The organism is Caballeronia mineralivorans PML1(12), assembly GCF_001028175.1.
Classification (GTDB): Bacteria; Pseudomonadota; Gammaproteobacteria; order Burkholderiales; family Burkholderiaceae; genus Caballeronia; species Caballeronia mineralivorans.
Genome location: NZ_AEJF01000010.1, coordinates 67,833 through 81,441 on the forward strand (window position 1 = coordinate 67,833; position 13,609 = coordinate 81,441).

10 protein-coding genes are annotated in these 13,609 nt (G+C 61.5%); 1 reads left to right on the top strand and 9 read right to left on the bottom strand.

What is annotated here, in order from left to right; genetic code table 11:
- Positions 1–189: 189 nt before the first annotated feature.
- The gene (locus EOS_RS02015; RefSeq protein WP_047844927.1) at positions 190–684 is read left to right on the top strand and encodes a hypothetical protein; all 495 of its coding nucleotides are present in this window, start codon (positions 190–192) and stop codon (positions 682–684) included.
- A 135-nt stretch (positions 685–819) separates the two neighbouring features.
- Here the strand turns inward: EOS_RS02015 and EOS_RS02020 are convergent, their stop codons facing one another.
- The 9 genes from EOS_RS02020 to EOS_RS02060 form a co-directional block, all read right to left on the bottom strand.
- Positions 820–2,157, bottom strand: coding sequence for a glycosyltransferase WbuB (locus EOS_RS02020; RefSeq protein ID WP_047844928.1), 1,338 nt, complete (start codon positions 2,155–2,157; stop codon positions 820–822).
- A 151-nt stretch (positions 2,158–2,308) separates the two neighbouring features.
- A complete protein-coding gene (locus tag EOS_RS02025; RefSeq protein WP_047844929.1) occupies positions 2,309–3,451 on the bottom strand; it encodes a glycosyltransferase family 4 protein in 1,143 nt (380 codons plus the stop codon).
- 57 nt (positions 3,452–3,508) lie between these two features.
- Positions 3,509–4,465: a GDP-L-fucose synthase family protein gene (locus EOS_RS02030; protein WP_047844930.1), complete on the bottom strand. Its 957-nt coding sequence runs from the start codon at positions 4,463–4,465 to the stop codon at positions 3,509–3,511.
- Positions 4,466–4,470: 5 nt separating this feature from the next.
- A complete protein-coding gene (gene gmd, locus EOS_RS02035) occupies positions 4,471–5,589 on the bottom strand; it encodes a GDP-mannose 4,6-dehydratase (protein WP_047844963.1) in 1,119 nt (372 codons plus the stop codon).
- 71 nt (positions 5,590–5,660) lie between these two features.
- Complete coding sequence (locus EOS_RS02040) at positions 5,661–7,895, bottom strand: polysaccharide biosynthesis tyrosine autokinase (RefSeq protein WP_047844931.1); 2,235 nt, start codon at positions 7,893–7,895, stop codon at positions 5,661–5,663.
- 106 nt (positions 7,896–8,001) lie between these two features.
- On the bottom strand, positions 8,002–9,183 hold the full coding sequence (locus tag EOS_RS02045; protein WP_082163186.1) for a polysaccharide biosynthesis/export family protein: 1,182 nt from the start codon (positions 9,181–9,183) through the stop codon (positions 8,002–8,004).
- 16 nt (positions 9,184–9,199) lie between these two features.
- Positions 9,200–10,576, bottom strand: coding sequence for an undecaprenyl-phosphate glucose phosphotransferase (locus EOS_RS02050; protein ID WP_047844932.1), 1,377 nt, complete (start codon positions 10,574–10,576; stop codon positions 9,200–9,202).
- A gap of 43 nt (positions 10,577–10,619) precedes the next feature.
- Positions 10,620–12,095, bottom strand: a complete 1,476-nt coding sequence (locus tag EOS_RS02055) for a mannose-1-phosphate guanylyltransferase/mannose-6-phosphate isomerase (protein WP_047844965.1) — start codon at positions 12,093–12,095, stop codon at positions 10,620–10,622.
- A gap of 188 nt (positions 12,096–12,283) precedes the next feature.
- Positions 12,284–13,285, bottom strand: coding sequence for a GlxA family transcriptional regulator (locus EOS_RS02060; protein ID WP_047844966.1), 1,002 nt, complete (start codon positions 13,283–13,285; stop codon positions 12,284–12,286).
- Positions 13,286–13,609: the final 324 nt, after the last annotated feature.

Consider the following 13,609-nt stretch of genomic DNA (forward strand, 5'->3'; position numbering starts at 1 on the left):
TGCGATAGGTTCTATCGTCCTCGTGCGCCAGCCCACTAATGGCCGCAAGGGAAAGACTTTTGGCGGTATCTGCATGAGCGTCCGCATGAGGATTTGCTACCTTGAAACAAGGAGTGACAGCCACTCGACACCACGCCGGCTTTGGGATAACAATCAATCTTCATACTCGCCGGTTCTTCGGAGCGCATCATGAAATCATTCAATCGCCAACCCTCGCTTCATCGCGTATTAGCCTTGCTGATTGCGAGCGCCGCATGGTCCGCGTGGCCCTCCGCCCATGCAGCCGCTGGCGATACCGGCACGCGCGACTTCGCGGCCGAAGAGAAGCTGCTGGGCGGCCCTGATACCTATGGGGCCGGTTATGCCGATCCCTATGGCCAAGACCCCGCCGGCAAGGGCGGGAAGAACGGCGCGAAGAACGGCGGGCAGAACGGCGCGAAGGCCGCGGCGGCCACCACCTCTGCCGAGAAGATGATGACCAACAACGCAGACCCGGCCCAGACCAACGCGTCGTTCGTCGCGCCCGGCGCGGTAGCGATGAAACCCGGTGCGCGCGTACGAGTGAAGGACGCGACCGGCAAGCTCGTAGCGACGCCCGACACCGCTGGCCAATCCGTATACAGCCCAACCGGCCTCAAGCCGACCGGCAAAAAAACTACGGAGATCTATCGATCTCCGTATTGAGTGTTGCTTCGTTGAGTTTTTTGCTTCGAAGGACCTGGAAAACAAGCTGCCCGGCTGAATTTGCCGGGCTGACTTCATCAGGTCGATTGCGCCGGACCATAACCCGCATCCGGCTGCTGCTGGTCAATCTGCAGGTCAATCGATCTTCTCGATCTCCACCAGTTTCACCGCAGAACCTCCCGTGGACGGCACGCCTGCCGCGCTCGCCGCAGCCTTCACTTCCTTGCGCTCGCCCAAACGTCTCGTCACGCGCTCGCCCCTGAGGACCCGCAGCTTCTCGTCCAGCCGTCCAAGCACCCACGCCGGCGACAAATTCAGCTCCGCAAACGCACGGCCGTCGGCACCCAGAATCGCGCGCAGCTCGGGATCGGCCACGAGCGCCTCAATGGCGTCGGACAATGCCTTCACATTTTCCGGCGGCACGACTACGCCACGCGGCGCCACGACGCTATGAAGCTCCGTTCCCGGACGCGCCATCGCGATCACCACGCGGCCGCTCGCGAACATGCCCGTGAGTTTTGAGGGCATGACGAGGTCGGAGGCGTCGCCCCGTTGCGGGAGCACGTGGATGTCAGCGAGGTTGAGCAGTTCGTTCAGGCGCTCTGCTGCTTGCAGCGGAATAAAACGGCAGTTGGGCAAATGCTCGCAGCACTTCTGTAACTCAGCCTTGGTCGCACCGTTGCCGCAAAAAACAAACACGATGTCCTGGCGCTCAGCCAGAGCATTCGCTGCACCCGCCAGCACTTCAATGCCCTGCTTCGCACCCATGTTGCCGGAGTAAAGCACGACCTTCGCGCTCTCCGCGATCTTCAGTTCATCGCGAAACTTGTTGGTGCGATCGAGCGGATAGATCGCGCTGATGTCCACCCAGTTCGGCAAGCGAAACACGCTCGAAGGCGCGACGCCTTTTGAAATGGCGCGCTCGACCATCTTGTCCGAGATCGTGGAGACAACGTTGAACCGGCGCAGCAGCGCGCTCTCGACCACGCGCGCAAAGCGTCCCGCGCGCGGACTCTTGAGCAAGCCGAGATCAAATGCGGCATCTACTTCGAAATCCTGAATATGCAGCCACGAGTGTGCGCCCATCAGACGTGCAAGCACCAGCGCGGCGGGCGCGTTGAGCATGGTCGGCGCAATCGACATCACGATGTCGGGACGCCACCACGCCTGCGCAACAAGCGCCGGCAGCGAGGCCACGGCAAACGACGCCAGATGGATCATGCGCTTGAGGCCGCTAGGTTGCGCCGGTACCCACAACGGCGAGCGCCAGACGCGCACATGGTTGCGCGTTTCGCGCGAACTGCGCCAGCCCGAATAGTCCTTGGCGATCTTCCATTCCGGATAATACGGCGGCGCGCACACCACGTGAACGTCGTGCCCCTGCTGCTGCAAAGCCTCCGCCATCTCGGCGGTGTATTTGCCCGTTCCCGTCAACTCGGGCGCGTAGTTGAGCCCGTAGATAAGGATTCTCATCGTGCCTCCACTTCCGCCGGACAAGCACGCCCCGTCGAAAAGGACTTTTGCGAAACATCACTCACGGGACCACACCCGCGCAATCGCGCCTCGGTGACCATGCGTGCCGCTCTTGGTTCTGTAATAAACCGGCCGTGGCAAAGATCCACGGTCAGTCGCTGAGCATCATCGCGCAGCCCCGCGCAATGTTCGCTGCAGCGGAAGGCGGATCGAACCGCTGGATCACGTCCATGCATTGCTTCGCCGCCCCGGCTGTGTCCGCGAAAGCCTCCATCGACTTGAGCATCGTGCGCTGCAGCGCGGGCACGTCGCCAGCGGGAAACGCATAACCCGACACACCATCGATCACCAGTTCCGGTACACAGCCACAGCTCTCGCTCACCACCGACGGACAGCCATGGCTAAGCGCTTCGTTGACGACCAGGCCCCAGGGTTCGCTCATGCTCGGCAACACCATGCAGGTGGCACTGAAATATTCGCGCGACAGCGGTTCGTCCTGCAGGCTGCCGAGGAACGTGATGGAATCGGCGAGCCCCATTTCAGCCACCTTGGCCTTGAGTTCGTCGCCCATCGGACCGGTGCCGACAATCCGCAACGCTGCGTCCGGAATCCGTTCCTTCAAACCGCGGAACGCATCGATCAGCGTGCCAATGCCTTTCTCCGGCGACAAGCGTCCCACATACACGAAAACGGGCTTGTTGCCGGCGCGGTAATGCAGCCGGTCGGACAACGCACGTTCCGGCGAAAACGAGCGCGGCAGCGCAGCCGCCTGGCACGGGATGAAGATCTTTTCCTGCTTCGCGCCAAGCGACATCAGGTACTCGCGGCTGCGTTCGCCGAAGCCGAAATAACCATCGCAGAGGGCGAAAAACAAGCGCTTCGGAATCGAGGTCAGCATCTTGCGCGGCCGGTCGCGTGCTGTGGAATCGCAGAACACCGCGCGACGCTTGCCCGTCAGGATGCACGCGGCCATCATCGCCCAGTACTCGGGGCGGTGATAACCGGGCAACACCACCAGATCCGTTTTCGCGGTCAGCACCTCCCACGTGAGGCGCGCCGTCATGCGCCAGGTCGGCACGTCTTCGTAGCAGCCGTTGTAGAGCTTGCGCATCGGATAGCTGTGGAACGAATAGTCCACGTCCGAGAAGCCGATACGGTCGTGCTCGGTATCGGCGATCTGGACCATCGAATACTTGATCGAGCCGGAACCCGAAATATTGTGCAGCGCGGACAGCACTGCACCTTTGTGCCGCGACCAGACGACGTTATGAAAAATGGTGACCGTTGCATTCATTTTGTAGTTATCCCTGAGTGGTAGCGCGTGTGTGCGAAGCGATCATCGGCTTCGGACTCACGCGTGTGCCGGTTGCTGCGTCAGCGCCTCGTAGCGCTGCAGGAAATCCTGGTACGTTGCGCGGATGCCCTGCTCGAGCCCCGTCGATGCAACCCAGCCCATCTCGCCCAGCTTCGACACATCCAGCAGCTTCCTCATGGTGCCGTCCGGCTTGCTCGCGTCGAACACGAGCTGGCCCTGGAAGCCGACCACGCGGCAGACCGTCTCCGCGAGTTCGCGGATCGACAGATCCTCACCCACGCCGACGTTGAACACGCCGTCGTTGTGACCGCTTTCCATCAGGAACACAGCGGCGCCGGCCAGATCGTCCACATGCAGGAACTCGCGGCGCGGCGTACCCGAACCCCATACCGTCAGCGTGCTGTCGCCGTTCAGCTTCGCCTCATGCGCCTTGCGGATCAGCGCCGGCAGCACGTGGCTGCTCTTCAGGTCGTAGTTGTCGTTCGGGCCGTAGAGGTTGGTCGGCATCAGCGAGATGAACTTGGTGCCGTATTGACGGTTATAAGCTTCGCAGAGCTTCAGCCCGGCGATCTTCGCGATCGCGTAAGCCTCGTTGGTCGGCTCGAGCGCCGAGGTCAGCAAATACTCTTCCTTGATCGGCTGCGGGCAAGCCTTCGGATAGATACACGAAGAGCCGAAGAACACCAGCTTCGACACGTTCCAGCGGCACGCCGCATGAATCACGTTGGTTTCGATCGTGAGGTTCTCGTAGATGAACGACGCCGGCAGCGTCGAGTTCGCGAGAATGCCGCCGACCTTTGCCGCGGCGAGCAACACCACGTCAATGCTCTCCTTCTCGAAGAACATGTTCACCCCGACCTGGTCGGTCAGGTCGAGTTGCGACTTGGTGCGCGTGATGATGTTGCGATACCCCTCGCCGGCCAGGCGCCGGACGAGCGCCGAGCCGACCATGCCGCGGTGACCCGCTACGAAAATGCGTGCGTTTTTATCCATGATTTTCACTCGTGGTGTTCAAGCGCTTTAAATCCGGCCATCGTGACGAGCGCGTCACGCCGTGCTATCTGGAAATCGGAACGGACCATCTCCTTCACCAGGGAGGAGAACGTCGTGGTCGGGCGCCAGCCCAGTTTTGCGTGCGCCTTCGACGGGTCGCCGAGCAGCGTTTCCACTTCGGTCGGACGGAAATAGCGCGGGTCGACGCGGACGATCACATCGCCCTTGGCCATCTTCGTTTCGCGCCCCTCGACCCGGTCCACAATGCCCACTTCGTCCGCGCCTTGACCTTCGAAGCGCATGTGAACACCGAGCTCGGCCGCGGCCTGGATCACGAACTCCCGCACGCTGTGTTGCTCACCCGTGGCGATCACGAAGTCCTCCGGCTGTTCCTGCTGCAACATCAGCCATTGCATTTCGACGTAGTCGCGCGCATGGCCCCAGTCGCGCATGGCCGACAGGTTGCCGAGATACATTTCGTCCTGCATGCCCACCGCGATACGCGCCAGTGCCCGCGTGATCTTGCGCGTGACGAAGGTCTCGCCGCGCACCGGCGACTCATGGTTGAACAGGATGCCGTTGCAGGCGTACATGCCATACGCCTCGCGATAGTTCACCGTCATCCAGTACGCGTAGAGCTTGGCCGCTGCATACGGACTGCGCGGATAGAACGGCGTGGTTTCCTTCTGCGGCGACTCTTGCACGAGGCCGTAGAGTTCAGACGTCGACGCCTGATAGAAACGCGCTTTCTTCTCCATGCCAAGAATGCGAATCGCTTCGAGAATGCGCAGCGCTCCGAGACCGTCGGCATTGGCCGTATATTCGGGCTCCTCGAACGACACCTGCACGTGGCTTTGCGCGCCGAGGTTATAGATCTCGTCCGGCTCGGTGCGCTGCACGATGCGCATGATGCTCGAGGTGTCCGTCAGGTCGCCATGATGCAAGACGAACTTGCGGTCCGACTCGTGCGGATCGCTGTACAGGTGGTCGATACGGTCCGTGTTGAAAAGCGAGCTACGGCGTTTGATGCCGTGCACTTCATAGCCTTTTGCAAGCAGTAGCTCGGCCAGATAGGAGCCGTCCTGCCCGGTAATACCGGTGATCAAAGCGACCTTGCGTTTCATCGTGTGCCTCTCGTCTTTCGGATTGGATGCGGCGCGTGCCCCGCGCGCCGCAAGGTCTTCGTGCCCAGGCATCACTCAGGGATGCTCTCGTAGCCGTAGTAATTCGTGTATGAACTGCCCGACATCAGTTTCGACTGCGGTACATCGGTCAGCAGCACGCCCTTCATGTTCACGCCACCGTGGTGCAGCCGCTTCATCGTTTCGCCGATCTCTTCCACCTGGTTGCGGCCGTGGCGCACCACCAGCAGGCTCGTGCCGGCATGCTTGCCGATCACGGTTGCGTCGGTGACCGCGAGCACCGGCGGCGTATCGATGATGACGAGGTCGTACTTGTGCTTGAGCACTTCCAGCACTTCATGCATGCGATCGCTCATCAGCAGTTCCGACGGATGCGACGGCAGCGACCCCTTGGTCAGCAGGTCGACGCCCGGCAGCACGTCATGCAGCACCGCCGATTCGATATCCGAGCCCATCAACACGTCGGACAGGCCCGGCATATGACGCACGCCGAAGTGCGAGTGGACATCGCCGCGGCGCATGTCGCCGTCGATCAGCAGAACGCGTTTTCTCGTCGATGCCACCAGGGTCGCGAGGTTGACCGAGAGGAACGACTTGCCTGCGTCCGGACGCGAGCCCGTCAGCATGACCACGTTGTTGCGTGCATCGGCCATCTGCAGTTGCAGCGAAGTACGCAGGCCGCGAATCCCTTCCACTGCCGCGTCTTCCGGCGAGGTCGCGGCGAGGACGTGAAGACCCTGGCTGCGCGAACCGACCTTCTGCTGCAGCCGCAGTTGCTGGCTGCTGCGCGGCACGATGGCGAACACACGCACACCCAGACGGTTTTCGATTTCTTCCGGACGCTCCACGCCGCCATACAATGCCTTGCGAATGAACGCCACGATAATGCCCAGCACCAGACCCGTTCCCAGGCTGATCAGGATCACGAGCAGGCGCTTCGGACGCACGGGATCGTCAGCCGCCTCAGCGAAGTCGACCACCCGCACGTTGCCTACCTGGCCCGCCTTCGCCACGCGCAATTGCTGCGCGCTGTTAAGCAGGTTCGTATAGAGCTCCGTGTCCACCCGCACGTCGCGCAGCAGGCGCAGCGCGGTCTGCTCGGTATCCGGCAGCACCGACACATTCTTGGTCAGCGAACCTTGCGCGGCCTGCAATGCACCGATCTGCGCGTCGAGCGCGGCCACCGACGGATGGTTCGCGGTGAAACGCTGCGAGAGTTCGGCGCGTTGCTGTTGCAGGTCCATCAGCTTCGACTTGTTGTCGACGACTTGCTGCAGCAACAGGCGGCTTTCTTCGCTCAGGTCGACCGTGCCTTGCTTGTTACGGAAGCTGTTGTACTTCTGCTCGGCCTGGTCGAGTTGCGCGCGGACTTCCGGCAACTGCTGTTCGAGGAACGCGAGCGTCTTGCCGGCTTCCGCCGAACGCGTATCGAGATCCTGTTGAATGAAGCGGCGCGCAATGTTGTTCACGATCTGCGACGTCAGCTTGCTGTCGTGACCTTCGAGGCTCAGCGCGATGATCCCGGACTGCAGCGTGGTTTCAGCCACCGTCAGGCGCTTCTGCAACGCATCGACGGTACCGAGCGTAGACGCACGCGACAGTTCGAACTTCGCACCCTGCTCACCGACCATGTTCTCGACCAGCAGCGTGACCGGACCGAGCGTGCTCGTCCCGCTTGCTTCCTGGCCGACCTTGCCGTTGAGAATTGCAATGCCGTCCGGATCGCTCAGGACGTAGCTGCCGTTTTCGCCCGCGGTCAGGATGTAGGTCTTGTCGTAGGCTTCCTTCGGCGTGTCGAACTTCGGCACGGAGATACTTTCGTTGCCCCAGGCGAAACCCGACAGCCAGCTCACCGGTGCCTGGCCGTTGCGCGTGCCCAGGATGTCGCTGATCATGCCGCCCACGATCGGGAAGTACCGCGGCCGGGCCGCGATATCCAGATGCAGCCTGTTGACCGTGTCCTCGACCACGAGGCGCGAACGCAGCAACTCGATCTCAGCAGCGGTCGTCGACTTCGCGTCGAACATCTGCGAAACGGTCTGCACGGCGTTCGCGTTGTTGTTATTGGCGTTGTTCGCCGGATTGCTTTCGGTCACCTGGATCATCGCATCGGCGCGATAAACCGGCGGCGCGAGGAAAGCGTAGGCCGTGCCGAGCACGACCACCGCCAGAGTCACCATAACGATGATCCGCCAGCTCCCCAAGATGGCCGCCAGGTAGTCGGACAAGCGTAGCTCGTCCCCTGTCGACACCACATCCGCATAGCGGTTTTCAAAATTGATGGCCATTTTTTGTCGCTCACTCAAACGATCAATCGAAACGGGCCGGCACCTGATGTCAACTTCGTCACATTCGTGATCTTCATGACGTTCGGCACCGGACGCAGCTCCAGGACTACTTGGTTACGATCGCGGCGGTCAGGCCCGCGTTAATAGCCGGCAACAACAGGTTCAACACACGGTTGGCACGAACGAGACCGCTGTTGTCGACATAGACAACGTCCTTCGATTCCAGCGGAAACTGGTTCGCAAGCAACATGGAAACCGGCGAGCGCGCATCGAGGCGATAGATCACCGGCGAGTCGCTGGTTGCCTGGCGGACCACGAAAAGCTGCGACGCATTGGAGGTTTCCTGGTTTATCTGGCCTGCCTGCACGATGGCTTCGCCCAGCGTGAGCGTGCCGTCGCGCAACGGCGACACGGCGGTGGGTTTGGTCACTTCGCCCATCACGTAGACGGTGTTGTCGTCGCGTGCATCCACATGCAGCATGTCGCCCGGCTGCAGCATGATGTCGGCGGGGTTCTTGCCCTGCTTCATCATCTGCGCGACGTTCACGGGGTAAGCCGTGCCGTTGCGCGTGATCGTCACGCGGCTTTGATCCGCGGTCGGTGCAAAACCGCCCGCGCGGCTGACGGCTTCAGTCAGCGTCATGGGAATGTCGTTGATCGTCTGCGCACCCGGAGCACGCACGTCGCCGTCCACATACACCTGAGACGCACGGAACGACGCCACGCGAACCGTCACTTGCGGCTTGACGAACACCTTGCTCAGGTCCGTATAGATCTCGCGCTGGATCTGCTCCGCGGTCTTGCCGGTTGCGTGGATCGGATGGGTCACGTACGGGAACTGGATGTTGCCGTCGCTGTCGACGACAAAGCCCGGCGCCGCGTCGCTGGCCTTCGTGTTCTGTGCCGGCTGGCCGAGCGCTGCCGCGAGTTCCGGGTGATCCCAAACCACGATCTGCAGCACGTCGCCCGAACCGAGCTTGTAGCCCGTCGGCTTCGCAAACAGGTTGAGCTGGTTCTGGGCCATCGCGCTGTTCTTCTGATCCGCGCGGATCTGGCGGATCAGCGTCAGGTCGATCTGCTTGATCGGGATCTGCATGTCGCTCGTCACATCGCCGTTATCGGACGTTGTGACCGGCAACGCAGCCGGCGTGATCATGTGCTGGCCCGGCGCAAGCGCACAGGCGGAAAGCATGGCGGCGATCGCCAGGGAAAGAGCCACACGCGTTCCAGGCACGGCATGGCTGTTTTTGTTCGGCACCGCGGCACCGGATAGTTTTTGGCTGTTCATGTTGTCGTCCCCTGCTTCAATAAGCGTTGGTATGGCGCAAACCCTTGAAGATCGTCGCGAAAATGATTTTCATATCAAGTCCGAACGACCAGTTTCCGAGGTAATACAAATCGTGTGCGACGCGTCCCTCCATTTTTTCGATGCGATCGGTTTCGCCGCGAAAGCCGTTCACCTGAGCCCACCCGGTAATGCCGGGTTTGATCCGGTAGCGGTGGATGTAGCCCGATACAACCTTCTGATAAAGATCGTCGTGCTCGAGTGCATGCGGGCGCGGTCCGACCACCGACATGTCGCCGCGCAGCACGTTGAAGAATTGCGGCAGTTCGTCAAGGCTCGTGCGGCGCAGGAAACCGCCTACACGCGTGATGCGCGGGTCGCCCCGCTTCGCCTGTTCGAGCACGCCCGCTTTTTGCGCATGCAGGCGCATGGTGCGGAACTTGTAGATAGTGAAGACACGGCCATCCGCGCCTTTGCGGCGTTGCTTGAAGAACACCGGGCCACGCGAGCTGAGCTTCACCGCAATCGCGCAGGCAAGCAGGATCGGCGAGACCGCGAGCAAGGCACCCAGCGCGAAGAAGCGATCGAAGATCTCCTTCTGCATCATCGCGTTCGGCGGCAACGGCGACGCTGCCAGGTTGATGGTCGGCACGCCGAGCAGGTTCGTCACGCTGCCTTCGAAGAGCGCGAGCGTGCGCACGTCGGGCATGAAACGGATGTTGATCAGGTCGTTGCGAAACTCGTCGACGAGCTTGAGGATCGTGCGTTCTTCGGTCAGCGGCAGCGCGAGCCAGACTTCACCGACGTGCTGCGTGCGGACGTAATTGGCGAAGGCTTCATGATCTTCGAACACCGGCACCCGCGTATTCATCTTGGTGCCGGCCTGCACGTTGTACGCAGCCGTCGCACGGAAGCCCGCGGCCGGCGCCGTGTCGATCTTGCGAACGATCTCGTCGCAATGTTCTCCGCAACCGGCTACTGCGACCTGCTGCAAATTCAGGCCTGCATGGCGGACCCGCCCCAGCACGCTATGCGTAACCAGGCGGCCGGCGATCATCGCAGCGCCCGCCATGCCGGTCCAGTACACGAACCAGAGGCGCGAGACGAAGTCGATACGGTGCAGGGAGAACATCAGCACCATCGCGCATGCCTGCACGACGAGCCAGCTCAGCGCGACCTGCCCCGCGAGTGCACCCTTGGAGCGGCCGCGCCACGACTGATACACGCCGAACGCGGGAAACACAGCAAGCGAAAACGCCGCTGCGAAAGCCACGAACGCCAGATAGAAGCTCCGTTGCGAGATGTCGTCGAAACGAATTTGCGACGCCACGATCGCACCCGCCACGATCATGGTGACATCGAACACTCGCGCCAGCAGGTCTGTTATTCCGCGCATTTTTATTCTCCCCGAACCGCTCACTTTTTTGCTTGACGGTTGTTTAACTACACCGGCCATACTTGTCGTCGAATCTGACGATGTCGTCTTCGCCGAGGTAGGTCCCAGACTGCACTTCGATGATTTCGAGCGGCACGCGACCGGGATTCTCAAGGCGGTGACGCACGCCGAGCGGGATGTAGGTCGATTCGTTTTCGCTTAGCAGAAACTCTTCTTCGCCGCGTGTGACAAGCGCTGTGCCGCTCACGACGACCCAGTGCTCCGCGCGGTGGTGATGCATTTGCAGCGACAGGCGCGCACCCGGATTCACCACGATGCGTTTCACCTGGAACCGCTCGCCGTGATCGATGGAATCGTAGAAACCCCAAGGACGGCGAACCTTTCTATGCGTGTCGGCTTCCGGCGACTTTTCCAGCTTGATGCGCGACACCAGTCCCTTGATGTCCTGCACACGCGAACGATCGGCCACCAGCACCGCGTCGTCGGTCTCGACGACGATCAGGTTCGTCGTGCCCACACACGCCACGAGCCTGCCGCCTTCCGAGCGCGCATAAGTGGCGGTCGACCCTTCGAACAGCACACGGCCGCTTGCCACGTTGCCGGATTCGTCCTTCTCCATCGCATCCCACACGGCGTCCCACGAACCAAGATCGGACCAGCCCGCTTCGAGCGGCACAACCACGCCCTTGAACGGCGATCCGGGCTTGCCGAGATGCTCCATCACCGCGTAGTCGATCGAATCGGACGGTGACTTCGCGAACTCCGCAGCGCATGGACGCAAGTATCCGTCTGCTTTATTCAATTGTTCGTACGACAAGACACATGCCGCGTGCATCTCCGGCTGGAGCTGTTCGAGTACGGCAAGCCATACCGATGCACGCACCACGAAGATGCCGCTGTTCCACCAGTAATTGCCGGCTGCAACGTATTGCGCCGCAAGTTCTGCCGCGGGCTTTTCGACGAAGCGATCGATGCGATGCGCACCGTCCTGCAGTTCGTCGCCCAGGCGGATGTAGCCGAAGCCGGTGTCGGGACGCGTGGGCGGAATGCCGAGCGTGGCGATGTCGCCGGCCTGCGCAAAACGCGCGGCAATTTCAATCGATGCGTGCAGCGCGGCAAGATCGGCGATAGCGTGATCTGCCGGCATGGCCACGAGGATGGCGTCCTGGCCGCCGGCGCAGGCGGTCAGTGCGGCAAGCGTCAGGGCGGGGGCGGTATCGCGGCGAGCCGGCTCGACCACGATGCGCGCCGTCACGCCGCTTTCGCGGGCCTGCTCGCTGGTCGCAAAGCGATGTTCTTCACCGCACACGATCACCGGCTCGGCAGCGACGTCCCACGCTGCCGGAAAGTTCTTCATGCGCAGCACGGTTGCCTGCAACAACGACTCGGTTCCGATCACGCCAATCAGCTGTTTCGGAAACTGTTCACGTGACACCGGCCACAGACGCGTGCCCGAACCGCCCGCGAGGATCACCTGCACAAGACGCCGGCACTCCGTAGCCACTCCTGGAGCAACCATCGTCTCAGCGGTTTCCTCGATTCCCTGCCTGATCTTGCTGTCCATTTTAGTATTCCTATATTCTTTAACCCGTTTCCCGGGCGGAGCTACGCGCGCCATTTGCACCGATCGCCAACCCCGGTTCATTCGAACCGCTTACGTTTCAACGCTCCGTGACTACGGTCAAAAAAACCTGGACTCACCCTCAATCAGACGCCGGCGTCGCGGCGGCTTTGCATCCGGTATTCGGTTGGCGAAATAAGAAGACGCTTGCGGAAGATCTTGGCAAGACGGTCGCCGTTACCCATGCCGCTGCGGCGCGCGATCTTGTCGACCGGCAGTTCAGAATCGGTGAGCAACGTGCAGGTGACAGCAAGGCGCGCTTGCAGCAGATAGTCCGAAGGCGTGATGCCCATCTCGATCTTGAAGCGGCGCAAGAAGTTGCGTTCGCTCATGGCCGCCACTTGCGCGGCATCCACGACCGAGATCGGCCGCTCGCAGTTGTCCTGGAGCCAGCGCGCCGCAGTGCGGATCTTGTCGCCGGCGGATGCGGTGCCACTGTCGCCGAGCAGCGGTACGAGCTTTGACGCCGAACCGGGCATGAGACGTTCCGCGACTCCGCGCGCCACGTCCACACCGAGGTCGCGCTTGATCATCAGCAACGCGCCCTTCATGGACTCGTAGCGGTCGCCCGCCTCGCTTGCCTGCTCTTCGCGCACGGCGTGCATCATCGAATGGCCGATGCGGATTTGCGACTCGGCCGCGTGGCCGATGCCGGCAGCATCGAGCACCTTGCGCCCTTCCGCGATCGACTTGACCACCGTGGTCTTGGAGTGCACGCGACGCAGCCATTCCACAATACGTTCGTCACCGGCCGCACCGTCCGCGCCCTTGCCGCCCGCCACGAACAATGCGTCGAAGCCGCCGTAGTGGCGCGCATCGAGGCCGTCGGTCCACACGCGCACCGAGGACGAACACGCCACGTTGCCGCCTTCGACGGACAGGAAACGCACGTCGTAGGTCCAGTCGTTGCGTGCCTTCAGGACCGCCAGTTCGTTCGCGACATGGAAGACCTCCGCGACGATTCCCGCGCCCAGCAGCGAGAAGCCGTCGAACAGCAGGATCGCGATGCGGCGGACTTCCGCCTGGGTGCTGCGGGGGGCCGGCTGTAGCCATCCCATAACGGCGGGTTCAAGACTGGCGTACGGCATGGCGTTCCCCTGCGAACTTGTTGAATCCAACATGATTGGATAATGGGTTCTCATTGCGGTGCATCATAGACACCCTCAAGTTTGATTAGGTTGTCGTGACTGAAAGTAGCGAGATGTTGGCGGAAAACTTCAGACATCGCCATTCAAATCCTTTCAATGCGTGCGGTGCCGATCATTCGGTAATTTTCAATACGTCCGTTCGTTAAACTGGTAAAAAACTCCATGTCCGGGATTTTTATTTCAAACGGCACATTGCAAGACGAATGCCAGTCCAATTCGACCGCACATATCGGACAGGGCTGCCGGAAGCCCTGAACGTCATAC